The organism is Thiomonas sp. FB-6, from assembly GCF_000377645.1.
In the GTDB taxonomy this organism is placed as follows: Bacteria; Pseudomonadota; Gammaproteobacteria; order Burkholderiales; family Burkholderiaceae_C; genus Thiomonas_A.
The window spans coordinates 42,693-66,315 of the sequence record NZ_KB898472.1 but is presented as its reverse complement, the minus strand read 5'-3'; the positions used below and the strand labels follow the sequence as shown (position 1 = coordinate 66,315).

Here is a 23,623-nt window from a genome sequence, read left to right as displayed (position 1 = left end):
ACATTCCACGAGCCGCGGCCACCCATGCCAGCGAATCCCGCGTCCCCGCGCGAATCCCGCGCCCGCCAGTTTTTCGGGCAGCTCTCCGGTCGCCTGTACTGGCGCACCTTCGTGCTCATCGTGGCGCTGCTGTCGGTGAGCCTGGCCGCCTGGTTCCAGAGCTTCCGGGTGCAGCAGACCGACCAGCAGATCGAGCAGACGGCGCGCCAGATCACCAGCCTCATCGACCTCACGCGCATCGCGCTGGTGCATTCGGCGCCGCAGGCCCGCAACGCCCTGCTCGACGAACTGGTGCGCCGCGAGGACATCTACATCTACCCCCGGCACAGCGCCGACCGCTGGACGCCGATGGAGCGCAACGAATTCACGCGGCGCCTGGCGACCACCGTGGGCGCGCGCCTGCACGAGCAGCTCAATTTCGCCGACTCGGTCAACGGCGAGTCGGGCCTGTGGATCGGCTTCCGCATCGGCACCGACCGCTACTGGCTGCTGCTGGACCCCTCGCGCATCGACGAGTCGCTCGGCGAGACCTGGGTCATCGGCGGCGTGCTGGCGACGCTGCTGGCGCTGATCGGCGCTGCCGTCATCGCCGGATTCGTCAACCGCCCGCTGCGCGACCTCAGCCTGGCCACCGCGCGGGTGCGCGAAGGCGATTTCTCGCACCAGCTCGACGAGACCTCGGGCACCGAGGAGATCCGCGACGTCAACCGCGGCTTCAACCGCATGGCGCGCGCGCTGCAGGAAATCGAGCAGGAGCGCACGCTGATGCTGGCCGGCATCTCCCACGACATCCGCACGCCGCTGGCCCGGCTGCGCCTGGAGGCCGAGCTCAGCGTGCCCGACGAACAGGCGCGGCGCGACATCATCGACGACATCGAGCAGGCCGACTCGATCATCAGCAAGTTCATGGAATACGCGCGCTCGGCCAGCCCGGTGCACCAGCGCGTGGACCTTCCGGAACTGGCCGCTCGCGTGCGCAGCGACCTGGACAAATGGGGCGACCTGCGCATCCGCATCGACCCGGGCACCGCGGCGTGGGCGCTGGCCGACGAGCTGGAACTGCGGCGGGTGCTGACCAACCTGCTGGAAAACGCACGGCGCTACGCCCGCGGCGCCGAGCAGGATGCGGCGGAGGTCGACATCGGCTTCCTGCGGCGCACCGGCGAGGTGGCCATCACCGTGCGCGACCACGGCCCCGGCGTGCCGCCGGAGCAGCTGGCGCTGCTCACGCGCCCCTTCTTCCGCGGGGATGCGGCGCGCACCTCGGCCAAGGGCACCGGCCTGGGGCTGTCCATCGTCGAGCGCACGGTAGCCCGCATGGGCGGGCGGGTCGAATTGCTCAACGCGCCCGGCGGCGGACTGCTCGTGCGCGTGTGGCTGCCCCGCGACCCGGCCGACCTGCCGACCCTTCAGCCGGCCTGAGGATCCCGATCGCGGGGCCTCGAAGCACCCCTGGCGGCCCTGCGCCGGTCCGCGCCGCGCGCGCGCAGGCGCCGCGCCTCCTTCGGATCGATGCGCAGCGGGCGTGTCAGGTCCACGCGGTCGCCGTCGTGCAGCGCCTCGCCGGCTTCGCGCAGGCGCCCCCACACGGCCAGGCGCAGCGCCCCCGCCGGCTCGCGCCAGCCGGCGTCCGGCAGCAGCGCGGCGATGCCGCTGGCGAGCACCGCGTCGGCCAGCGTGGCGCCGGCCGGCAGTTCCAGCTCGCGCAGCACGTCCCCGCCGGCGCCGTCGCTCCAGAACACGCTGCAGCGCAGGGTCGGGCCCGCGCCGCTCATCCGGCGCTCCCGTAGACCTGCTCGGCGCGCTCGACGAAGGACTCGACGAAGGTTTTCGCGATATGTCCGAACACCGGCCCGATCACGGTGTCGACCAGGCGGCTGGAAAAGTGGTAGTCGAGTTCGAACTCGATGCGGCAGGCCTGCCCGTCCTGCAAGGGGAAGAAATGCCAGCGCCCCTGCAACTGGCTGAAAGGCCCCTCGACCAGTTGCATGTGGATCTCGCGCCCGGGTTCCTGCCGGTTCTGGGTGGTGAAACTCTGGCGTACGCCCTTGAAGTCGATGCGGATGGTGGCCCGCATCGCGTGCTCGCTGGACTCGTGAATCTCCACCCCTCCGCACCAGGGAAGGAACTGGGGGTAGGACGCCACGTCGGCCACCAGCGCGTACATCTGCTGCGCGCTGTACCAGATGAGAACGGACTTGCGGACCTGGGCCATGGGCGAGTTCGTAAAATGAGGGATTGTAGGAACACCCGAGTGCGGCCCACCCGTCACGCACGCAACGCCGCGCCAGCGCGGCCCCGTCAGCCGCAGCCTTGAAGCGCGGCGCCGCGCCCCCATCTGCCCGTCCATGCTCATCGCCGAAAACCGCAAGGCCTCCTTCAACTACTTCCTCGAGGAGCGCTTCGAGGCCGGGCTCGTGCTCGAAGGCTGGGAGGTCAAGGCCATCCGCGCCGGGCGCGCACAGCTGCTGGACGGCTACGTGCTGATCCGCGACGGCGAGCTCTACCTCGTGGGCATGAACGTGACGGCGCTGCAGAGCGCCTCCACCCACGTGCACCCCGACGCCAGCCGCACGCGCAAGCTGCTGATGCACAAGGCCGAGATCCGGCGCCTGATCGGCAAGGTCGAGCAGCGCGGCTACACCCTGGTGCCCCTGAACCTGCACGAGAAGCAGGGGCGCGTCAAGCTCGATTTCGCGCTGGGGCGCGGCAAGAAGATGCACGACAAGCGCGACACCGAGGCCAAGCGCGACTGGGACCGCGAGAAGGCGCGCCTGATGCGCCGCCCCAGCTAAGAGGCCACGCGCCGGGCGCCCAGGGAAAAGGGCCCGGCCCGCTTCCGCGGACCGGGCCCCTGCCCGTTCATGCGCTGCCCCGCTCACGCGGGGCCGTCTCCTCGGTCTTCGCCGTGTGCTTTTCCTGGAGGTGGTTCAGGCCACCTTCTTCTCGAAAAACTGCTCGTCCTCGGTCGACCCCTTCAGCGCGGCGGTCGACGACTGCGCCTCGATGGTCGTGGTCACCGCGTCGAAGTAGCCGGTACCCACCTCGCGCTGGTGCTTGACCGCGGTGAAGCCCTTGTCGGCGGCCGCGAACTCCTTCTCCTGCAGGGCCACGAAGGCGCTCATCTGGTTGCGCGCGTAGCCGTGCGCCAGCTCGAACATCGAGTAGTTCAGCGCGTGGAAGCCCGCCAGGGTGATGAACTGGAACTTGTAGCCCATCGCGCCCAGTTCCTTCTGGAATCGGGCGATCGTGGCGTCGTCCAGGTTCTTCTTCCAGTTGAAGGACGGCGAGCAGTTGTAGGCCAGCATCTTGCCGGGGAACTTGGCATGGATCGCATCGGCGAAGGCCTTGGCGAACGCCAGGTCGGGCTTGCCGGTCTCGCACCACAGCATGTCCACGTAGGGGGCGTAGGCCAGGCCGCGCGACACCGCCTGCTCCAGGCCGGCCCGGGTGCGGAAGAAACCTTCCACCGTGCGCTCGCCGGTACAGAAGGGGCGGTCGTTCTCGTCCACGTCGGAGGTCAACAGGTCAGCCGCCTCGGCGTCGGTGCGCGCCACCACCAGCGTGGGCACGCCCATCACGTCGGCAGCCAGGCGCGCGGCGACCAGCTTGGCCACTGCCTCGCGGGTGGGCACCAGCACCTTGCCGCCCATGTGGCCGCACTTCTTCACCGAGGCCAGCTGATCCTCGAAGTGCACGCCCGCGGCGCCTGCCTCGATCATCGATTTCATCAGCTCGAAGGCGTTGAGCACGCCGCCGAAACCGGCTTCGGCGTCCGCCACGATGGGGGCAAAGTAGTCGATGTAGCCCTCGTCGCCGGGGTTCTTGCCTTCCATCCACTGGATCTGGTCGGCGCGGGTCAGCGAGTTGTTGATGCGCTTGACCACCACGGGCACCGAGTTCGCCGGATACAGCGACTGGTCGGGGTACATCTCGCCGGCCAGGTTGGCGTCGCCGGCGACCTGCCAGCCCGACAGGTAGATCGCCTTCAGCCCCGCCTTCACCTGCTGCATGGCCTGGTTGCCGGTGAGCGCGCCCAGCGAGTTCACGAAAGGCTCGCTGTGCAGGTCGCGCCACAGGCGCTCGGCGCCGCGACGCGCCAGCGTGTGCTCGGCCACCACCGAGCCGCGCAGGCGCACGACCTCGCCGGCGCCGTAGCCGCGCTGGATGCCGGCCCAGCGCGGGTCCTGCTTCCACTGCTGTTCGAGTTGCTGGATTTGCTGTTCGCGGGTTGCCATGAGAGGATCTCCGTTGGAGGTGTTGAGACTGGTACCCAGCGTACTGCAAAGCTGCGACGCAGCATGGCGTTATATCTTATACAAGACTAATTTTTTTACCCTTATAAAACAACAGATTGCCTGATCCATTCTGCATCGTGGCATCGTTTTTTGCTTCCTGAAGATTTTCACATTGCTGCGCACCATCAACATTGCGCATGATGAAACGATAGCCGCGCGATCTGAAAACCCCCGCCCCCGCATCACCCGCCCCATGCCTTCGCGCCTCGACTCCGCCGCCCTGCGCAGCGCGCTGCCCCTGTGGGACGAGGCCGCGCTGCGCGCGGCCGAGACCCAGGCGGCCGCGCAGCTTCCCCCGCACACGCTGATGGACCGCGCGGGCGCCTCCGCCGCCCGCCTGCTGCGGGCCCGCTGGCCCCATGCCCGCAGCGTGCTGCTGTTGTGCGGGCCCGGCAACAACGGCGGCGACGGACTCAGCGCCGCCGCCTGGCTGGCGCGTCAGCCTCATGCCCCGCGCGTGCAGCTGCTGCTGGTCGGCTGCGGCGGCCCCGAGCGCTGGCAGGAGCCCCGCCGCCCGGCCGACTGGCGCTGGGCGCTGGAACGCGCCCGGGCCGCCGGGCTGCCGCTGCAGCCATGGGCCGCCGCCGACCCCGAGGCCTTGCTGCGCGACAGCGAGGTCGTGGTCGACGCCCTGCTCGGCCTGGGCCTGCGCGAAGCCCCGCGCGGGGAGATCGAGCAAGCCATCCGCATGCTGGACGCGCAGGACGCCGGGCGGCCGGTAATGGCGCTGGACCTGCCATCCGGCCTGCGTGGCGCGCTGGGCAGCGCGCCCGGAGCCTGCGTGCGCGCGACGGCCACGCTGGCCATGCTCGGGCTGCAGGCCGGACACGCCACCGGGCCGCACAGCGGCCTGTGCGGAGAGCTGTGGATCGACCCGCTGCAATCCGATCCGGCGCATGCCGGCGCCCTACCCGTCGCCTGGCTGGGCGGGACCGACACGGCGCTGAGCGCACTGGCTCCCCTGGAGCAGGCCGCGCACAAGGGCGAGCGCGGCGACCTGCGCCTGTTCGGCGGCGCCCCGGGCATGAGCGGAGCGCTGTGGCTGGCCGCGCGCGCCGCCTTGCAACTGGGCGGCGGCCGCGTGTTCGCCGCCTCGCTGGATCCCCGCGCGCCGGGCCTGGACCCCGAATTCCCCGAACTCATGCTGCGCCCGCCGGCCGAACTGCTGGCGCAGGCGCGCGCGGCGCGCGGCCCCGGCTGCGTGGTCTTCGGCCCCGGCGCGGGCAGCTCCGAGGAGGCGCTGCGCTGCCTGCGCGAATTGCTGGAGCTGGAGCAGCCGCTGGTGATCGACGCCGACGGGCTCAACCTGCTGGCGGCGCAGCCCCGGGACGGCGAAACCTGGCAGGCGCTGCGCGCCCGCGGCGCGGCGGCGCAGGCCACCTGGCTCACGCCGCACCCCTCGGAAGCCGCGCGTCTGCTGGGCGGCAGCGCGGCCGAGGTGCAGTCCGACCGCCTCGGCGCCGCCCGGCGCCTGGCCGGGCAGACCCAGGCCTCGATCGTGCTCAAGGGCGCCGGCAGCGTGGTGCTGCCCGCCGGCGAGACACCCTGGATCAACCCCAGCGGCAACGGCCTGCTGGCCAGCGCCGGCACCGGCGACGTGCTGGCCGGCGCGCTGGCCGCCTGCCTGGCACGCAGCGAGGCCTCGCCCCAAGCCGCGCGGGCCGCGGTCTGGCTGCACGGCGCCGGCGCCGACCTGGCATTGCACGAGGCGCAGGCCGGCCACGCGGGGCCTGCGCTGCGCGCGAACACCCTGCCCGTGTGGATGCTGCGCGCCTGGCGCGCCGCCTGCCCGCGCTGAACACCGGCGGGGGGGCCGTGCCGGCGCGGCCCCCCCCCCCGCCGGGGGTGCGCGGAGCCGCGGGCGGCTATTTGCCGCCGCGGCGCGAGCGCGTTGCCGGCTGTCGCGGCGTGCGCGCGCGCGTGGAACGCGCGTTGCGCGTGGGGCTCTTGGCCGCCTTGGGTGCCTTGTCCGCCGGCTTGTCCGCAGGCGTCTGCGCCGCGGCCTTGTCCCCGGCGCCCTTGCCAGCCTTGCGGTTCTTGCGCGCGGCGGGCGCCGCGGGCTCCGCCGCCGGGGCCTGCGCCGGCGGCAGCGTGAACACGCTGTGGTCGCTGTCCTCCGCCGCCGCCGCGGCCTGGGCCTTGCGTCCCCGCTTGCGCGTGCCGGGGGCTGCTGCCGGGCGCAGGGGGTCGGAGACCATGCGGAAGTCGATGCGGCGGCCGTCCAGGTCGACGCGGCTGACCTGCACCAGCACGCGGTCGCCCAGCGCGTAGCGCTTGCCTGTGCGCTCCCCGCGCAGTTCGTTGCGCGCTTCGTCGAAGCGGAAGTATTCCGCGCCGAGTTCGGAGATGTGGATCAGCCCCTCCACGAACAGGGCGCTCAGTTGCACGAAGATGCCGAAACTGGTGACCGCGGTGATGGAGCCGATGAACTCCTCCCCCAGCTTGTCGCGCATGTACCAGCACTTGAGCCAGCTCTCGACGTCGCGCGTGGCCTCGTCGGCGCGGCGCTCGTTGGCCGAGCAATGCAGGCCGACCAGTTCCCATTGCGCGACATCGGCGGAAACCTTGGCTCCCCGGGGCGCCGGCGCCGCCGGCTTGGCCTGCTGCGACGCGGCGCGACGGCCGCGCAGCGGCGGCGGCGCCTGCATGCCCTCGGGGGTCTGCAGCCGATAGCGCCCGCCTTGCAGCAGGGCCTTGATCGCACGATGGGTCAGCAGGTCGGGGTAGCGCCGGATCGGACTGGTGAAGTGGGCATAGGCCTCGTAGGCCAGCCCGAAGTGACCGCTGTTGTGCGGCGAGTAGATGGCCTGCTGCATCGAGCGCAGCATCAGGGTGTTGATCTGCTGCGCGTCGGGACGTTCGCGGGCCGCATCCGACAGGCGCTGGTAGTCGGCCGGCGTGGGCTCGTCGCCCACGTGGCCGCCCAGGCCCAGCGCCTGCAGGAAGCTGCGCAGCAGCGCCAGGCGCTCGGGGGTCGGGCCTTCGTGCACCCGGTACAGGCCGGGATGCTTGTTGCGCTGCAGGAAGTCGGCGGCGCAGACGTTGGCCGCCAGCATGCATTCCTCGATCACGCGGTGCGCTTCGTTGCGTTGACGCAGCGCGATCTGCTCGATGCGCCCGTTGGCGTCGCAGATGATGTGGGTCTCGGGAACCTCCAGGTCCACCGCACCGCGCTGGCGGCGGGACTTGAGCAGCGCGCTGAACACGTCGTACAGGTTCAGCAGGTGGGGCACCAGGCCCGCGCGCGCCTGCGCCTGCGGGCCCTTGGTGTTCTCCAGGATCTCGGCCACCTCCGTGTAGGTCAGACGCGCGTGCGAGCGCATCACCGCGGGGTAGAACTGGTAGGCGCGCAGTTCCCCTTCCGCGTCGATGAGCATGTCGCAGACCACGCACAGGCGCTCCACGTTGGGGTTCAGCGAGCACAGGCCGTTGGACAGCTTCTCCGGCAGCATCGGGATCACCCGGCGCGGGAAGTACACCGAGGTCGCGCGGTCCAGCGCGTCCAGGTCCAGCGGCTCGCCGGGGCGCACGTAATGCGACACATCGGCGATCGCCACAACCAGGCGGAAGCCCTGGCGGCGCCCGACCTTGGCCGGCTCGCAGTACACGGCGTCGTCGAAGTCGCGCGCGTCCTCGCCGTCGATGGTCACCAGCGGTACGTCGGTGAGGTCGACGCGCCCGGCGTGGTCGGCCGCGCGCACCTGCGAGGGCAAGGCCGCCGAGGCCTTTTCCGCCGCTTCGCTGAAGCTGTGCGGGACGCCGTACTTGCGCACCGCGATCTCGATTTCCATGCCCGGGTCGTGCAGCGCGCCCAGCACCTCCGTCACGCGCCCCATGGGCTGCGCGTGCAGGGTCACCGGGCCGGTGATCTCCACGCTGACCACCTGCCCGGCCTTGGCCCCGCCCAGGCCGCCGGGGGCGATCAGGATGTCCTGCACGTGGCGCTTGTCCTCCGGCGCCAGCAGCCACACGCCGCTTTCCTGCAACAGCCGGCCGATCACCGGGCGCTTGCTGCGCTCGACGATCTCCAGCACCTGGCCTTCCGGGCGTCCGCGCCGGTCCTGGCGCACCACGCGCACGCGCACGCGATCCAGGTGCATCACGGCCCGCATCTGCTGCGCCGGCAGCACCACCTCCAACGGCTCCTGCTCGGACATCACCAGTCCGTAGCCGTCCCGATGCCCCTGCACGATGCCTTCTACGATCAATGCCTTCCCCTAGCGTCGCGCCGGCGGCCCCGGGATGGACCCGCGCCAACGCGTGTTGTTCGCAGCATACTGGACACGCGCGCGAAAACTGCTATAGTTTCGCTTCTTGCCCAGATGGCGGAATTGGTAGACGCACTAGTTTCAGGTACTAGCGCCGCGAGGCGTGGAGGTTCGAGTCCTCTTCTGGGCACCAATCCGAGGTTTCGCAGTTCAGCGCGCAAACCCCCGAAGCCCCGCAATTCATCGAGTTGCGGGGCTTTTTGTTTGCCGCGCCGGCGCGGCCAGGCTGCGTGTGCCCGGAATGTGCTCCTCGCCCCAGCGCGCGAAGGCCTTCAGCACTGCGCGCAGCGACTCGCCACCGGGAGTGAGCGTGTAGGCGTAGCGCACGGGCCTTTCCTGGTAGGCGGCGCTCGTGATCAGCCCGGCGCGCTCCAGGCGCTTCAGGCGCTCGGCCAGGATGTTGGTGGGGATGCGCTCCGGCGAATCGAGCAGTTCGCCATAGGTGCGCTTGCCGCGCAGCAGGTCGCGGATGACCAGCAAGGTCCACTTGTCGCCGACGAGTTCCAGCGTGTTGGCAACGGGGCAAGGTGATCGCTTGAATTCCATGGGGCGTCGTGCTGCCGCTGCTGGCCTTCGCGGCCGCGTGGCGCGCACCGGCCTTTCGTGCCTACGCGCTTGCCGCGGACCTGCGCCTGCTCGTCGCGGTGCAGGGTTGGCGGGTCGTGGGCTTCGGATTCCTGGCCCTGTGGGCCTACGGCATCCTGCCCGCCATGTTCGCCTGGCCGGCCGGAGTGGGCGACATGATCGTCGGCTTCACCACGCCCTGGGTCCTTGGCACGCTGCTGCGCCGGCCCGGCTTCGCCGCCAGCCCCGGATTCAGGGCCTGGAACCTGTTCGGAATCCTCGACCTGGTGGTCGCGGTGGGACTCGGCGGGCTCAACGCCGCTCTGGCCACCGGCGCCGTCGGCGAGGTCTCCACGCGCCCGATGGCCGCCTTGCCGCTGTTGCTCATCCCCGCGTATCTGGTGCCCCTGATTCTCCTCGTGGAAATCACGACGCTGCTGCAGCTGCGGCACGCGGCACGAGTCCGATGATCCGCGTGGCGGCATAGCGCCGCAGGCCGCCTGCGGGCATGCATGGCGCCACAGCCCCCGGTGACGCAGGCCCGCCAAGACTTCGCGGGCGATACGGGCCCGATCAGGACGCGGAGACGTCCGGCTCCACCGCTTCCGGCAACTCCGGCGAATCGTTGCGCGGGTTGCCCACCGCGCGGCCGACGGGGTGGCGCTGCAGCGCGTCCTCGGGGGCCGGCGCGAGCAGGCCCTGCAGGGTCTCGGGCGGGGTGGCGCCGTCCAGCCAGGCCTGCACGCCGGCGGCGTCGAGGATGGCGGGCATGCGGGCGTGCACCGGCTGCATCCAGGCGCTGGCCTCGGTGGTGATGATGGTGAAGGTGCGCAGCGCCTCCGGGCGGCCTCGGGGCTGCCAGTGCTCCCACAGGCCGGCGAAGGCCAGCAGTTCGCCGTCGCGGCGGCTGATGTACCAGGGCTGCTTGTGCGGGCTGCCCTGCACGTACTGCCATTCGTAGAAGCCGTCGGCCGGCACGATGCAGCGCCGCGCCTTGAAGGCCGCACGAAAGGCCGGCAGGCGGCTGGCCGTCTCGCCCCGCGCGTTGACCGTGCGCTGTGCGAAGCTCTCGTCATGCGCCCACGCGGGCACCAGGCCCCAGCGCAGCATGTCCAGGCAGGGCCCAGCCGGATCCGAGCGCAGCACCGGCGCGAACTGTCCCGGTGCGAGGTTGAAGCGCGGGCGCCACTCCTCGCTGCGCGAGGTCTCGCCGCGCCCGTCGGCGATGCCGAACTGCTCCAGGATGCGCCGCGGGGCGCTTTTCAGGACGTAGCGGCCGCACATGGATCGACTCCGCACGTGCCGGGAAGACGCCCCGCGCGCCGCGCCTCAGCGGAAGATCTTGCCCGGATTGAGGATGCCCGCCGGGTCCAGCGCCTGCTTGACCGCGCGCATCAGGTCGATGGCCAGTTCGCCGGCCTCCTCGCGCAGGAATTCCTGCTTGTGCAGGCCCACGCCGTGCTCGCCGGTGCAGGTGCCGCCCAGGCGCAGCGCGCGGCGCACCAGGCTGGCGTTGAGGCTTTCGGCCAGGTCGCGCTCCTCGGGGCGCTCGGGGTCGATCAGGTAGCCGACGTGGAAGTTGCCATCGCCCACGTGGCCGACCACGAAGTACGGCAGCCCGGCGGCGTCGGCCTCGGCCACGGTGTCGTTGATGCTCTCGGCCAGGCGCGAGATGGGCACGCAGGTGTCGGTGGTCACGCAGCGGCAGCCCGGGCGCGTCTGCAGCGCGGACAGGTAGGCATGGTGCCGGGCCTTCCACAGCCGCGTGCGCTCCTCCGGGGTGTCGGCCCAGGCGAAGTCCGAGCCTTGGTGACCCGCGGCGATCTCCTGCGCGGTCTGCGCCTGTTCGCGCACGCCGTCGGGGCTGCCGTGGAATTCCATCAGCAGCAGCGGCTGCTCGGGCAGGCCCAGGTGGTCGTGGGCGTTGACCGCGCGCACCGCATGCGCGTCCATGAGCTCGCAGCGCGCGATCGGCACCGCGGCCTGGATCAGTTCGATGGTGCAATCCACCGCGTTGGCCACGCCCGGAAAGGAACACACCGCCGCGGCCACCGCCTGCGGCTGCGGATGCAGGCGCAGCGTGACCTCGGTGACGATGCCCAGCGTGCCCTCGCTGCCGATGAACAGCCGGGTGAGGTCGTATCCCGCGCTGCTCTTGCGCGCGCGCGTGCCGGTGCGCACCACGCGTCCGTCGGCCAGCACCACGGTGAGCGCCAGCACGTTGTCGCGCATGGTGCCGTAGCGCACGGCGTTGGTGCCGCTGGCGCGCGTGGCGGTCATGCCGCCCAGCGTGGCGTCCGCCCCCGGGTCGATCGGGAAGAACAGGCCGCTGTGGCGCAGTTCCTCGTTGAGCTGCAGGCGCGTCACGCCGGCCTGCACCGTCGCCAGCATGTCCTCGGCGGCGACCTCGAGCACGCCGTTCATGCGCGTCAGGTCCAGCGTGATGCCGCCCTGCACGGCCAGCAATTGCCCTTCCAGCGAGGAGCCGGCACCGAAGGCGATCACCGGCACCGCGTGCGCGGCGCACAGGCGCACGGCGTCGGCCACGTCCTCGGTCGAGGCGCAGAACACCACGCCCGACGGCGGCGCGGCGTCGAAGGGCGATTCGTCGCGCCCGTGCTGTTCGCACACGGCGCGCGCGGTGCTGAAGGCGTCGCCGAAGCGCGCGGCCAGCGCGCCCAGCAGTTCGGCGGGGGCCTCGCGGCGCAGCGCGGCGGACGGGATACGGTCGTTCATGGCGGAGTCCAGGCGAATTCCTCGAAGGCGAGGCCGCGCCGCAGCACGGCCCTCGCCAGCATACATCCACGCGGCGCGATGCGAGCGTGCCCGGCGCGGCCGCCGGCCGGCCCGGCCCGGCCCCGCCGCTATTCCTTGAGCATGCCGAGGTACGTCGCTTCGACCTTGGGGTCGTGCAGCAGCTGCTGCGCCGGACCGTGCATGGACACCTCGCCCAGCTCCAGCACGTAGCCGAAGTCGGCCACCTGCAGCGCCGCGCGCGCGTTCTGCTCGATCAGCAGCACGCTCATGCCGGCGTCGCGCAGCTGCGCCACCGCGTGCAGCACCTCGCGCACGATGCGCGGCGCCAGCCCCAGGCTGGGCTCGTCGAGCATGAGCAGGCGCGGCGCGCCCATCAGCGCGCGCCCCAGCGCCAGCATCTGCCGCTCCCCGCCCGACAGGGTCTGCGCCGCCTGCGCGCGGCGCTCCTTCAGGCGCGGGAACAGCTCGTACACCCGCTCGAGCTCACGCTGGCGCGCCGCCCGTCCATCGCGCCGCCGGAACGAGCCCAGCAGCAAATTGTCATGCACGCTCATGGAGCCGAACAGGTCGCGCTTCTCGGTCACCAGCCCGATGCCCGCCTCCACGCGCTGCTGGGCGTCGGCGCGCGCCAGGTCGCGCCCCTCGAACAGCACCTGTCCGCCGGCGCGCAGCAGCCCCATCACCGCGCCCAGCAGCGTGGTCTTGCCCGCGCCGTTGGGGCCGATGACCGTGACGATGCTGCCGCGCGGCACCTCCAGGTCCACGCCGCGCACCGCCTGCACCTTGCCGTAGCTCACGCTCAGGCCCCGCACGCTCAGCAGCGCCTGCTGCTTCGCGTCCCCCGCGGCCCCGCCGTTCATGCTGCCTCTCCTTGCACGGCCGGCTCGTCGAGCCCGCCCAGGTACGCCTCGATCACCGCCGGGTGCTTCTGCACCTCGCGCGGCAGCCCCTCGGCGATCTTCTCCCCGAAGTCCATCGCCACCACGCGGTCGGCCAGGCCCATGACGAAGTCCAGGTCGTGCTCGACCAGCAGGATGGCCAGGCCCTGCGCGCGCAACTGCTCCAGCAATTGCGCCAGGTTGCGCTTCTCCAGGTAGCGCAGGCCCGCCGCCGGCTCGTCCAGCAGCAGCAGGCAGGGGTCGGTCGCCAGCGCGCGCGCGATCTCCACCACCCGCTGCAGGCCCAGCGGCAGGCTGCCGGCCGGCGCGTGCGCGTGCTCGGCCAGCCCGCAGCGCTCCAGCTGCTGCCACGCGGTGGCCTGGATCGAGGCCTCCTGCGCGCGGTCCAGGCGCCAGGCCGAGGCCACGAAACTGTGGTGCCCGCGCAGGTGCGCGCCCAGCGCCACGTTGTCCAGCACGCTCATGCGCGGCAGCAGGCGCACGTGCTGGAAGGTGCGGCTCATGCCCAGCGCCGCCACCGCGCGCGCATCCAGCCGGTGCACCGCGCGCTCGCGGAAACGCACCTCGCCCGAGCTGGCGCGGTCCACCGCGGAGATGCAGTTGAACAGCGTGCTCTTGCCCGCCCCGTTGGGCCCGATCAGCGCCAGCACCTCGCCGGCGCGCACCTCGAAGCTGATGGCGTGGTTGGCGATGAGCCCGCCGAAGCGTTTGCTCAGCTCGCGCACCTGCAGCACCACCTCGCCCGCGGCCGGACGCGCCCGCTCGGCCAGCACCGGCGCGCTCGGGCGCGGCGGCAGCGAGGCCGCCGTGTTCCAGCGCGCTCCCAGCGCGCGCACCCTGGCCCACAGGCCCTCGGGTGCGCGCTGCAGGATCAGGATCATCAGCACCCCGAACACCAGGTCCTCGAAGTTGCCGCTGCGCCCCAGCAGGTGCGGCAGCAGGTCCTGCAGCCACTGGCGCACCAGCGAGTACAGCGACGAGCCCAGCACGGCGCCCCACAGGTCACCGATGCCCCCCACCACCCCCATGAACAGGTACTCGATGCCCTGGCCCAGCGAGAAGGGCGTGGGGTTCACGAAACCCTGCATGTGCGCGTACAGCCAGCCCGACACGCAGGCGTACTGCGCCGCCAGCACGAACAGGATGGTCTTGAAGCGCGTGGTGTTCACCCCCATCGCCTCGGCCATCAGCGTGCCCCCCTTGAGCGCGCGCATGGCCCGCCCCTCGCGCGAATCCAGCATGTTGTGCACGGTCCACACGATCAGCAGCACCACGCCCCAGATCAGGTAGTGGTACTGCAGCGCCGTGCTCAGCTTCCACCCCAGCACGCTCAGCGGCGTGATGCCGCTCATGCCCGTCTGCCCGCCGATGGCCTGCACGTTGCCGAACACCAGGTAGATGCTCAGGCCCCAGGCCAGCGTGGACAGCGGCAGGAAATGCCCGCTCATGCGCAAGGTCAGCCAGCCCAGCACCAGCGCCGCCACCGTCACCAGCAGCAGCGCCGCCACCAGCCCCCACCACGGGTTCCAGCCCTGCACCGTGCACAGGTAGGCGCTGGTATAGGCCCCCATGCCCACGAAGGCCGCCTGCCCGAAACTGGTCAGCCCGCCCACCCCCGTCAGCAGCACCAGGCCCAGCACCACGATGGTGGCCAGCCCGATGTAGTCCAGCAGCGTGCGTCCGTAGCTGCCCACCGTCCACGGCGCGATCGCCAGCAACAGCACGAAGCCGGCCGTCATCCAGTGCCTGGGCTTCATTCCTCGTCCTCCTGATGCACCCCGGAGCCCTGCGCCAGCGAACGCCACAGCAGCACGGGCAGGATCAGCGAGAACACGATCACGTCCTTGTAGGCGCTGGCCCAGAAGGAGGAGAAGGACTCCACCAGCCCCACGAAAATCGACCCCAGCGCCGCCAGCGGGTAGCTCGACAGCCCGCCGATGATCGCCGCCACGAAGCCCTTCAGCCCGATGACGAAGCCCGAGTCGTAATAGATGATGGTCGTCGAGGCGATGAAAATCCCCGACAACGCCCCGATCAGCGCCGCCAGCGCGAAGGCCGTGCGCCCGGCGAAGGCCGGCGAGATGCCCATGAGCTGCGCGCCCGTGCGGCTGACCGCCGTGGCGCGCAGGGCCTTGCCCCACAGCGTGTAGTTGAAGAAGGCGAACAGCGCCACCACCAGCACCGCCGACAGCGCGATGATCCACAGGGTCTGCTGGTCCACCGGCATGCCCGCCAGCTGGAAGCTGCCGTCGGTGAAGGCCGGCAGGCGCGAGCCCTCGGGGCCGAAGAAGTACAGCCCCAGGCTGCTCATCGCCAGGTGCAGCGCCACCGACAGCAGCAGCAGGGTCAGCACCGAGGCCTGCGCCACCGGCTGGTACACCAGCCGGTACAGCAGCGGGCCCAGAGGCACCGTCACCAGCAGCGCCACGACGATCTGCAGCGCATAGTCCAGCTTGCCCAGCGGCAGCGCGTAGCAAGCCGCCAGCGCCAGCGCGGCCGGGCCCAGGTTGGCGCCCAGCATGCGCGCCAGCGCCGCCGCCCCGCCCTGCCCCGCGCGCCGCGCATCCAGCACGCTGGACAGCACGCCCAGCACCGGCAGCAGCCACACCGCCTGCGGCACCCGCCCGGCGTGGATGGCCACCAGCGACAACGCGCCGAAGGTCATGATCTCGCCTTGCGGGATGAAGATCACCCGCGTCACCGCGAACACCAGCACCAGGGCCAGCGCCAGCAGCGCGTAGACGGCGCCGAGCGTCAGTCCGCTCTGGCCGAGGTAGAGGGCAATGCCGAGGTCCATGGTGCGATCAGGCGTGGCGGTTCAGGCGTGGCGTCCGGGCTTGGAGCTTCGGGCCTGGCGGCCCGAAGGCCCTTACTTCATCAGCTTCCAGGTGCCGTTCTCGATGCGCGTGAGCGCCACGGCGCGGTCGTCCAGGCCGTTGTGGTCGGTCGGGCTCATGGAGTAGATGCCGTCGGCGCCGGGAATGTCCTTCAGGCCCTCCAGGGCGTTGCGCAGCGCGGCGCGGAAGGCCACCGTGTCCTCGGGCTTGGCGTGCTTGAGCGCCACCGGCAGCGCGTGCTCCAGCAGCGTGATGGCATCCCAGGCGTTGGCGCTGAACTGCGACAGCGAGTTCTTGCCGTAGGCGCCCTCGTAGGCGGTGGCGAATTTCATCGCCGAGGCCTTGATGGGGCTGTCCGCGGGCAGTTGCTCGGCCACCACGCCCGGCGACACCGGCACGATGGTGCCGTTGCAGTCGGCGCCGCACACGCGCAGGAAGTCGGGGTTGGCCACGCCGTGGGTCTGGTAGATCTGGCCCTTGTAGCCGACCTTCTTGAGCTCACGCTCGGGCAGCGCGGCCGGGGTTCCGGAGGCGGCGATCAGCACCGCCTGCGGCTTGGCCGACAGGATGTGCAGGATCTGCCCGGTCACCGAGGTCGCGGTGCGGTTGAAGCGCTCGCTGGCCACGACCTGGATGCCCGCGGCCTTCGCGTCCTTGGAGAAATTGTTCCACCAGTCCTCGCCGTAGGCGTCGTCGAAACCGATGAAGGCCACGCTCTTCACCTTTTCGGCCACCAGGTTCTTCACCACGGCGCGCGCCATCAGACCCGTGGTCTGCGGGGTGTTGAAGGCCCACACGCGGTTGCCGGTGACCGGGAACACGATGGGGCGGCCCGCGGCCAGCGAGATGTTCGGGGTCTTGCCGGCACCGATGACGTCGAGCATGGCCATCGAATTCGGCGTGATCGACGAGCCGATCACGAGGTCGACCTTGTCGCTGTCGATGAGTTCCTTGGTCGCCTTCACCGCGGTGGTCGGATCGGAGGCGTCATCCTTGAAGATGTACTCGATCTTCTGGCCGTCGATCTGCTTGGGGAACAGCTCGACGGTCTTCTTTTCGGGAATGCCCAGCGATGCGGCCGGGCCGGTCTGGGACAGCACCACGCCGATCTTGACGTCGGCTTGGGCGCTGGTTGCGCAGGCCAGACCGACGGCGGCGGCGAGCACGAGATGGACGGTTTTCATGAAAGGTCTCCTCCGGGGTGAAAGCCCCGCTGCGCGCGCGCATGCGGGACGACTGGGTTCGCGCGGGCCTCGCGGCCGCCGCGCTGCAAACGATGGGGGTGGCTTCACGAAGGCTCGCGCGCCAGGAGCAGGGCCTGGCGCAGCACGCCCAGGTCGCCCACGTGGTTGGCCAGCAGCAGCACCATGCGCGCATCGAGCATCGCCGACGCGGCGGCGTCCAGGCCTTCGTGCGCCGCCAGCAGTTCGGCGTAGAAGGCATCGGCCGCCACGTGCTCGTAGGGGCTGGGCGAGGCCGGATCGTGGAAATGGGCTTGGAGCACGAGTTCCATGGGTGAATACCAAACGAATCGAAGAATAGCTGGGTGCAACGCTACGCGGGGGCGGGGCCGATTCCCACCGGCTCAATGCCCGGTCGCGCGCGCCAGCGCGGCACGCACCAGGGGCGCGTCCACGCGGCGCCAACGCGCCGCCACATGCTGGTCGGGGCGGATCAGGTAGGCCGTGCCCTCGCGCGCGTCGCAGCGTTCGGCGGCCAGGTGCTGCGCGTCGTGCAGCACCTGCACGCCCTCCAGCTGCCCCGGCTGCTCGGCCAGCACCACCAGGCGCGGCGCCAGCGGCCCCTCGCCCAGTTCGCGCAGCGCCTGCACCGTCTCCCGCAGGCTCTCGGCGCGGTCGGTGAACAGCAGCAGCGTGAAGCCGCCGCCGGTGTGGCGCAGCAGCCAGTCGGCGCGCCCCTCGCGTTCCACCGGGGCATCCGCCAGCGGCGAGCCGGGGCGCAGCATGCAGTCGAAGCGGTCGGCATCGGGCGTGTTCAACGCCGAATCCCACAGATGGGTGGGGGTGGACAGGCGCCCGGAGTTCACCAGCGCGCGCGCGAAGGGGTGGTGCACCGCCAATTGCAGCGTGGCCTCGCGGTAGCGGCGTGCCGCCTCGGTCTTGGGGGTGATGAAATCGGTGGAGCGCGTGGAGTTGCCGATGTTGTCGTCGGCCGCGGCCGAGCGCTCGGCGTCGTAGCTGTCCAGCAGGGACTCGGGCGCCAGGCCGCGCAGGACCAGCGCCAGCTTCCAGGCCAGGTTGTCCACGTCCTGCAGCCCCGAGTTGGCGCCGCGTGCGCCGAAGGGCGAGACCTGGTGCGCGGCGTCGCCGGCGAACAGCACCCGCGCGTTGCGCAAACTGCGCATGCGCCGGCACTGGAAGGTGTACACGCTGACCCATTCGAGGTCGAAGTCCACGTCGTGGTAGCCCTGGTGGTCGAGCATCGCGCGGATGCGCGGGATCACCCGCTCGGGCTGGCGTTCGAGCTCGGGGTCGGCGGCGGCGCCGAGCTGGAAGTCGATGCGCCAGACCTCGTCGGCCTGTCGGTGCAGCAGCACGGACTGGCCCGGGTGGAAGGGCGGGTCGAACCAGAACCAGCGCTCCGCCGGGAAGCTGGCGTGCATGGACACGTCGGCGATCAGGAAACGATCGTTGAACACCTTGCCCTCGGCGTCCAGCCCCAGCATCTTGCGCAAGGGGCTGCGCGCGCCGTCGGCGGCGATCACCCAGTCGGCCAGCAAGGTGTACTCGCCCTGCGGCCCGGCCACGCGCAGGCGCACACCCTCGGCGTCCTGCTCGATGCCCTCGACGCGGTTCTTCCAGCACAGCGAAATGCCGGGAAGCTGCTGCGCGCGCTCCACCAGGTACTGTTCCAGGTAGTACTGCTGCAGGTTGACCATGCCGGGCATCTCGTGCCCCGGCTCGGGCAGCAGTTCGAAACTGTAGACCTCGCGCTCGCGGTGGAACACGCGCCCGGTGTTCCAGGTCACGCCCTTGTGGAGCACCGCCTCGCCGGCGCCCAGGCGCTCGAGGACTTCCAGGCTGCGCTTGGCGTAGCACAGGCCGCGCGAACCCACGCTGACGCTGTCGTCGTCGTCCAGCAGGACCACGTCCAGGCCCTGCTGCGCGCAGTCGATGGCGGCGGCCAGCCCGATGGGGCCGGCACCGACGATGACCAGGGGATGGCGCGCGCCCGGCTCCCGGCGGGGAGGGACGCGGGCCGCGAAATGGGGATGCACGTAACCGAGTGCCATGGATGCGCCGCGCTGATTTCGGAGCCATCGTGCCATCGCTGAGGGGCGGCGCCGATGGACAAAACCCGAAGAATGTTTTGAAATGAATCTGTTGAACGCAGCTTAGTCAATCCCTAATGAATCAGCATAGGTATAAACCCGATTCCGACGAGGACGCCCCCGCGCGCGGCTCGCGAGGCATCCAGAGCATCGAGGTGGGCGGGCGCCTGTTGCGCGCCCTCGCCGACCATGGACGCGCGCTGTCCCTGAAGGAACTGGCGCAGGCCGCCGACATGGCCCCGGGCAAGGCGCACCCTTACCTGGTCAGCTTCGGCAAGCTCGGACTCATCGACCAGGACTCCACCGGCCGCTACGGCCTGGGGCCGCTGGCCATGGAGCTGGGCCTGATCAGCTTGCAGCAATACGACCCCGTGCGCCTGGCCGAGCCCGTGCTGGTGGAACTCGCGCAGGCCACCGCGCAGAGCGCCGCCATCGCGCTGTGGGGCAACCACGGGCCGACCATCGTGCGCATCGAGGAAGCGCCCAGCGCGGTGCACGTGCGCATGCGCCCGGGCACCGTGACCAGCCTGCGCAACACGGCCACTGGCAAGGCCTTCGCCGCCTTCCACGCTCGCGAGCGCCTGCGCGAGGTGCCCGGCCAGAGCGCGCCGGATCCGGAGTTCGAGGCCGAGCTGGCGCGCGTACGCGCCGAGGGCGTGAGCCTGAGCGTGGACGGCCTGCTGCCCGGCATCAGCGCGATGTCGGCGCCCGTGTTCGACCAGCGCGGCCACATGGTGCTGGCGCTGACCCTCATCGGCCCCACGCCGGCCTTCGACTCCGACCCCGGCGGCCCGCTGGCGCAGACCCTGCGCTCCTATGCCCAGCTGCTGTCGCGGCGCCTGGGCGCCGCCCTCAACGCGTCAGCCAGCCCCTGGCACGCACCGTGACGGCCGCGTAGGGCATGATCCAGAACAGCGCGAGCGCCGAGAAGTAGCCGTAGGCCAGGCCGTACAGCCATTCCATGGAGCGCTCCATGCGCAGGAAGTACAGCGCGCCGGGGGCCGCGCCCAGCGCCACCGCCGCGGCCATGTAGCCCAGCACCCTCGGCTCGCCGACGGCGGCGTGCGCGGCCAGCGCCAGCGCCCCCAGCCCGAACACGTAGCCCAGGTCGGTGGCGAGCAGTTCCAGGCCCGCCACCAGGCGTGCCGGCAGCGGGCGCGAGCCGAGCAGGCCCAGCAGGCGCCAGTCCTCGCGCAACTGGCTGCGGCTCCAGCGCAGGAACATCCTGCACAGGCCGCGGTAGCTGGTGGGAGCCATCGTGTGCACCACCGCATTGCTCTGGTAGCGCACGTCGTAGCCCAGTTCGAACATGTGGTTGGTCATCGCCCGATCCTCGCCGATGGTGCAAGGCTGGCCGAGAAAGCGCTGGTCGAGCCAGGCCGGCAGCGCGCGGCGCACCGCGCTGGCGCGGTAGGCCGACAGCGCGCCCGGGCAGCACACCACGTTGCCCAGCGTGGATTGGGCGGCGCGCAGGAAATCGAAACTCAGCGCGTAGCGCACGTGCAGCATGCGCGGAATCAGGCCCTGGAAGCGGTTGAGCACCGCCACGCGCCCGGCCACCGCGCCCACGCGCGCATCGCGGAAGGGCGCGACCATGGCCAGCAGCGTGCCGGGCTCGATCACGCTGTCCGAGTCGATGGTCACCAACACCTCCCCGCGCGCCTCGCGGAAGCCAGCGGCCAGCGCGGCACGCTTGCCGCGGTTGGCCGCGAATCGCAGGGTGCGCACGATGCCCGGGTGGCGCGCGGCGGCGCGCTGCATGTGCTCCCAGGTGTCGTCGCGGCTGCCGTCGTCCACCGCCAGCACCTGCAGGCGCCCGGGCGGATAGTCCGCGCCCGCCACCGAATCGATGGAACGCGCCACCATCGCCCCTTCGTTGTAGGCGGGAATGACCACGGTGAGCATCGGAGCCTCGGCGTGCGAGGCGCACGCCACCGGCCGGTACGCGGCCCACAGCGCCACGCGCAGCGCGCTCAGGCCCAGCCCCAGGTAGCCGAGCACCAGCGCCGGCTCCAGCACGATGCGCCGCCAGCCTTCGCGATGCAGCGCGAGCAGCAGCGGTTCAAGGGCATGGCGCGCCAGCCCGAGATAGAACAGCAGGCCTACTGCCAGCAGCAGCGCTCCGGCCAGCAGCAGGTCGGCCGGCTCGCGCCCGGCCGCGGAAGACAAACGCATGATGGACTCCTTGGTTTCACGCATGCCCCCCGGCCGTGTTCCCGAATCGATAGTTACGTTTTGCTACGTTTCGACATTCTGCCTCACATGGATCCGCCGGCATTGACCTGCCGCAGTGTGATGTTGCCGCGCACAATGGCGGGTGGAACCCTCGACGCGTCATCCCCCATGCAAGCTTCCCGCCCTGCCCGCCTGCTTCTGCTCGCCCACGGATCCCGGCGCCCGCAATGGGCCGAACCCTTCCAGTCGGTGCTTGCCGCGTTGCGCACGATGCGCCCGGACGCCGACGTGGCCCTGTGTTTCCTGGAAGCCATGGAACCCTCGCTGGGCCAGGCGCTGGAGGGCGCCGCGCGCGAAGGCTGCGAGCAGCTGTGCCTGGTGCCCTTGTTCCTGGGCACCGGCGCCCACCTGGAGCGCGACGTCACCCAGGAACTGCGGCGTGTGCACGAGCTCCATCCCGGCATGCGCGTGGAGCTGCTTCCGGCCGCCGGCGACAGCGAGCTGGTGATCCAGGCCCTGGCCCGGCATGCGCTGCAGGGCCTCGACACCCTGCCCGCCCCTTCCACGCCACCCGCGCGCACGCAGGTGCTCCCGTGGCTGCATGCGCTGAGCCGCGGCCCGCGCGGCAGCCGCGACCTCGAGTCCGGCCAGGCGCGCACGCTGATGGAGTGGCTGCTGCAAGGCCAGCTCGGCGACGCCCAGGCGGGCGCCGCGCTGGTGGCCTTGCGCATGAAATCGGAAAGCGCCGAGGAACTGGAAGGCTTCACCCGCGCGGTGCTGGACGCCGTGCCCGCGCTGCCGACCTCGCGCGCGGCGGTGTGCCTGAGCAGCCTCAACGGCACGCGGCGCCTGCCCAACCAGGTGCCGCTGCTGGCCGAGCTGCTGAGGCGCCGCGGCGTGCCGGTGCTGGTGCTGGGCGCGCAGCAGCCGGACGGGCGCGCGCACACGCTGCCGCTGTGGAGCGCGCTGAGCCTGCCGGTGGCCGACGGGCGCGAGCAGGCCGCGCAGGCGCTGGAGCGCGGCGACGCCGTGTACCTGGACCTGGAGCAGCTCAGCCCCGAGCTGCGCCGGGTGCTGCGCTGGCGCGAGGAGCTGGGCGTGCGCAACAGCGCCCACGCGGTGGCCAAGCTGCTGGCACCGCTGCGCGGACCCAGCCTGCTGCTGGCCAGCTACACCCACGCGGATTACGCGCCGCGCATGACCCACGTGCTGGGCGCGCTGCGCCAGCCGGCGCTGATCTCGCGCGGCTGCGAGGGCGAGGTGCCGGCCCATCCGGAGCGCCCCTCGCAGTGGCTGCGGGTGGACGCCCAGGGATGCGTGCACAGCGAGGCCGACGAGGCGCCCCCCGGCGACGAGGCCGTGGCGCTGCGCGCGCGGGCCGCGGCGCAAAGCCCCGCCGACACGCTGGCGTGGACGCGCGACGTACTCGAGGGGCGTGAGCCGCCGCCGCAGGCCCTGCAGGCCCAGTTGCAGCGCATCGAGACGCTGTTCGCGCAGCTGGGCCGTGCCGGGAGCCCCGGAGAAATCGCCTCCGCTTGATCTCGGGCACGCCACGCGCGTTTCGCGCTGCCGCACTCCACCCGCGCCGGGGCACAATCCCGCCAGGGCGCAGTAGGCGGACAGAAGGAAGCGGACGGGAAGAAGCGGCGATGGCGCTGGACCTGGTGTTCTGGATGGGGCTCAACGGCGCGCCGCCGGGCGAACCGGCGCGCGTGTACGCGCTGGAAAAGCGCCTGCACCCCCTGATGATCGGCATCGCGCTGCTGGCCGTTCCCTCCTTCTACCTCGAGGAATTGCAGCCCGGGCATCCGCTGCGCGGGCTGGGCGTGGTGATGGACGCGCTGATCTTCGGCGCCTTCGCGCTGGAGACCGCGGCCATGCTGATGCTCGGCCGCCAGCGCCTGCGCTACCTGCTGTACAACTGGCTGAACCTGTTCATCGTGCTCGCTTCGGGCCTTGCGCTGATGGGCCTGGACAGCGAATGGATCCCGCTGGTGCGCCTGGCGCGCGCCGCCTTCGTGGGCCTGGTGTTCGCCCGCATGCTCAGCGGGCTGCGGCGCATGGTGGCGGCCAACGCCGTGGCCTATGCCTTCGCGCTGGGCACCGGCGCGGTGCTGCTGGCGGGGCTGGGCTTCTACTGGCTCGAGCCCACCGCGCACACCTTCGACGACGGGCTCTGGCTGGCCTTCACCACCGCGGCCACCATCGGCTACGGCGACATCGTGCCCACCGCGACCTCGTCGCGCCTGCTGGCGGTGCTGGTGGTGGTGGTCGGCTACGCGGTGTTCTCGCTGGTGACGGCCTCGGTGGCGGCCTTCCTGATCGGCGAAGGCGAACGGCGCCTGCAGCACGAGATCTACCGCGACATGAAGGCCCTGCGCGCCGATCTGGGGGAACTGCGCGGGCAGATCGCCTCGCTGCAATCCGCGGCCGGCATCCCCGCGCCGCCCGAGGCGGCGGCATCGCCGCGCGTGCGCAGGACCGCGCGCGCCAAGCCCCGCCGCGGGCCGCGTTGAGCGGGCCGCGCCGAGCG

General features: G+C 71.4%; 21 protein-coding genes and 1 tRNA gene. 8 read left to right on the top strand and 14 right to left on the bottom strand.

Annotated features, from left to right (window positions below):
* Positions 1 to 24 precede the first annotated feature (24 nt).
* Positions 25 to 1,422, top strand: a complete 1,398-nt coding sequence (locus D466_RS0104100) for an ATP-binding protein (protein ID WP_018912437.1) — start codon at positions 25 to 27, stop codon at positions 1,420 to 1,422.
* Here the strand turns inward: D466_RS0104100 and D466_RS0104095 are convergent.
* Both D466_RS0104095 and D466_RS0104090 read right to left on the bottom strand, forming a co-directional pair.
* Positions 1,410 to 1,775, bottom strand: a complete 366-nt coding sequence (locus tag D466_RS0104095) for an RnfH family protein (RefSeq protein WP_018912436.1) — start codon at positions 1,773 to 1,775, stop codon at positions 1,410 to 1,412. The two genes, D466_RS0104100 and D466_RS0104095, sit on opposite strands and share 13 nt — an antisense overlap.
* Complete coding sequence (locus D466_RS0104090; RefSeq protein ID WP_018912435.1) at positions 1,772 to 2,215, bottom strand: type II toxin-antitoxin system RatA family toxin; 444 nt, start codon at positions 2,213 to 2,215, stop codon at positions 1,772 to 1,774. The genes D466_RS0104095 and D466_RS0104090 overlap by 4 nt, the downstream gene beginning before the upstream one ends.
* A 133-nt stretch (positions 2,216 to 2,348) precedes the next feature.
* Here D466_RS0104090 and smpB point away from each other — a divergent pair, with 133 nt between their 5' ends.
* The gene (gene smpB, locus D466_RS0104085; RefSeq protein ID WP_018912434.1) at positions 2,349 to 2,795 is read left to right on the top strand and encodes an SsrA-binding protein SmpB; all 447 of its coding nucleotides are present in this window, start codon (positions 2,349 to 2,351) and stop codon (positions 2,793 to 2,795) included.
* Between the two features lie 135 nt (positions 2,796 to 2,930).
* Here smpB and aceA read toward each other — a convergent pair whose 3' ends face one another.
* Positions 2,931 to 4,238, bottom strand: a complete 1,308-nt coding sequence (aceA, locus tag D466_RS0104080) for an isocitrate lyase (RefSeq protein WP_018912433.1) — start codon at positions 4,236 to 4,238, stop codon at positions 2,931 to 2,933.
* A 253-nt stretch (positions 4,239 to 4,491) separates the two neighbouring features.
* Here aceA and D466_RS20500 point away from each other — a divergent pair, with 253 nt between their 5' ends.
* A complete protein-coding gene (locus tag D466_RS20500) occupies positions 4,492 to 6,096 on the top strand; it encodes an NAD(P)H-hydrate dehydratase (RefSeq protein ID WP_018912432.1) in 1,605 nt (534 codons plus the stop codon).
* 67 nt (positions 6,097 to 6,163) lie between these two features.
* Here the strand turns inward: D466_RS20500 and rnr are convergent, their stop codons facing one another.
* A complete protein-coding gene (rnr, locus tag D466_RS0104070) occupies positions 6,164 to 8,455 on the bottom strand; it encodes a ribonuclease R (RefSeq protein ID WP_231385659.1) in 2,292 nt (763 codons plus the stop codon).
* A gap of 159 nt (positions 8,456 to 8,614) precedes the next feature.
* On the opposite strand from rnr, the gene D466_RS0104065 reads away from it, so the two are divergent.
* A tRNA-Leu gene (locus tag D466_RS0104065) sits at positions 8,615 to 8,699 on the top strand.
* A gap of 47 nt (positions 8,700 to 8,746) precedes the next feature.
* Here D466_RS0104065 and D466_RS20495 read toward each other — a convergent pair.
* Entirely contained in the window at positions 8,747 to 9,112 is a 366-nt protein-coding gene (locus D466_RS20495) for a helix-turn-helix domain-containing protein (RefSeq protein ID WP_018912430.1), read from the bottom strand.
* An 8-nt stretch (positions 9,113 to 9,120) separates the two neighbouring features.
* On the opposite strand from D466_RS20495, the gene D466_RS0104055 reads away from it, so the two are divergent.
* Positions 9,121 to 9,600, top strand: a complete 480-nt coding sequence (locus tag D466_RS0104055; RefSeq protein ID WP_018912429.1) for a hypothetical protein — start codon at positions 9,121 to 9,123, stop codon at positions 9,598 to 9,600.
* Positions 9,601 to 9,703: 103 nt separating this feature from the next.
* On the opposite strand, the gene D466_RS0104050 is transcribed toward D466_RS0104055, so the two are convergent.
* The 8 genes from D466_RS0104050 to D466_RS0104015 form a co-directional block, all read right to left on the bottom strand.
* Positions 9,704 to 10,414 carry an SOS response-associated peptidase gene (locus D466_RS0104050; protein WP_018912428.1) on the bottom strand — a complete coding sequence of 237 codons (711 nt, stop codon included), beginning with the start codon at positions 10,412 to 10,414 and terminating at the stop codon, positions 9,704 to 9,706.
* Between the two features lie 45 nt (positions 10,415 to 10,459).
* Positions 10,460 to 11,866 carry an FAD-binding oxidoreductase gene (locus D466_RS0104045; protein WP_018912427.1) on the bottom strand — a complete coding sequence of 469 codons (1,407 nt, stop codon included), beginning with the start codon at positions 11,864 to 11,866 and terminating at the stop codon, positions 10,460 to 10,462.
* A gap of 128 nt (positions 11,867 to 11,994) precedes the next feature.
* Positions 11,995 to 12,747 carry an ABC transporter ATP-binding protein gene (locus D466_RS0104040; protein WP_018912426.1) on the bottom strand — a complete coding sequence of 251 codons (753 nt, stop codon included), beginning with the start codon at positions 12,745 to 12,747 and terminating at the stop codon, positions 11,995 to 11,997.
* Complete coding sequence (locus tag D466_RS20490; protein WP_156003992.1) at positions 12,744 to 14,543, bottom strand: ATP-binding cassette domain-containing protein; 1,800 nt, start codon at positions 14,541 to 14,543, stop codon at positions 12,744 to 12,746. The genes D466_RS0104040 and D466_RS20490 overlap by 4 nt, the downstream gene beginning before the upstream one ends.
* On the bottom strand, positions 14,540 to 15,583 hold the full coding sequence (locus D466_RS0104030) for a branched-chain amino acid ABC transporter permease (protein WP_026284865.1): 1,044 nt from the start codon (positions 15,581 to 15,583) through the stop codon (positions 14,540 to 14,542). Before D466_RS0104030 ends, D466_RS20490 begins: the two co-directional genes overlap by 4 nt.
* A gap of 72 nt (positions 15,584 to 15,655) precedes the next feature.
* Positions 15,656 to 16,807: an ABC transporter substrate-binding protein gene (locus D466_RS0104025; RefSeq protein ID WP_018912421.1), complete on the bottom strand. Its 1,152-nt coding sequence runs from the start codon at positions 16,805 to 16,807 to the stop codon at positions 15,656 to 15,658.
* A gap of 104 nt (positions 16,808 to 16,911) precedes the next feature.
* The gene (locus D466_RS0104020) at positions 16,912 to 17,136 is read right to left on the bottom strand and encodes a DUF2783 domain-containing protein (protein ID WP_018912420.1); all 225 of its coding nucleotides are present in this window, start codon (positions 17,134 to 17,136) and stop codon (positions 16,912 to 16,914) included.
* 72 nt (positions 17,137 to 17,208) lie between these two features.
* Positions 17,209 to 18,876 carry an FAD-dependent oxidoreductase gene (locus D466_RS0104015; protein WP_018912419.1) on the bottom strand — a complete coding sequence of 556 codons (1,668 nt, stop codon included), beginning with the start codon at positions 18,874 to 18,876 and terminating at the stop codon, positions 17,209 to 17,211.
* Between the two features lie 116 nt (positions 18,877 to 18,992).
* Here D466_RS0104015 and D466_RS0104010 point away from each other — a divergent pair, with 116 nt between their 5' ends.
* Positions 18,993 to 19,802 (top strand): IclR family transcriptional regulator, encoded by an 810-nt coding sequence (locus D466_RS0104010; protein WP_018912418.1) that lies wholly within the window; start codon positions 18,993 to 18,995, stop codon positions 19,800 to 19,802.
* Here D466_RS0104010 and D466_RS20485 read toward each other — a convergent pair.
* Complete coding sequence (locus D466_RS20485) at positions 19,768 to 21,090, bottom strand: glycosyltransferase family 2 protein (protein WP_196803420.1); 1,323 nt, start codon at positions 21,088 to 21,090, stop codon at positions 19,768 to 19,770. The two genes, D466_RS0104010 and D466_RS20485, sit on opposite strands and share 35 nt — an antisense overlap.
* A gap of 168 nt (positions 21,091 to 21,258) precedes the next feature.
* On the opposite strand from D466_RS20485, the gene ybiB reads away from it, so the two are divergent.
* Both ybiB and D466_RS24665 read left to right on the top strand, forming a co-directional pair.
* Entirely contained in the window at positions 21,259 to 22,629 is a 1,371-nt protein-coding gene (gene ybiB, locus D466_RS23805; protein ID WP_196803419.1) for a DNA-binding protein YbiB, read from the top strand.
* 110 nt (positions 22,630 to 22,739) lie between these two features.
* A complete protein-coding gene (locus D466_RS24665; protein ID WP_018912415.1) occupies positions 22,740 to 23,606 on the top strand; it encodes a potassium channel family protein in 867 nt (288 codons plus the stop codon).
* Positions 23,607 to 23,623: the final 17 nt, after the last annotated feature.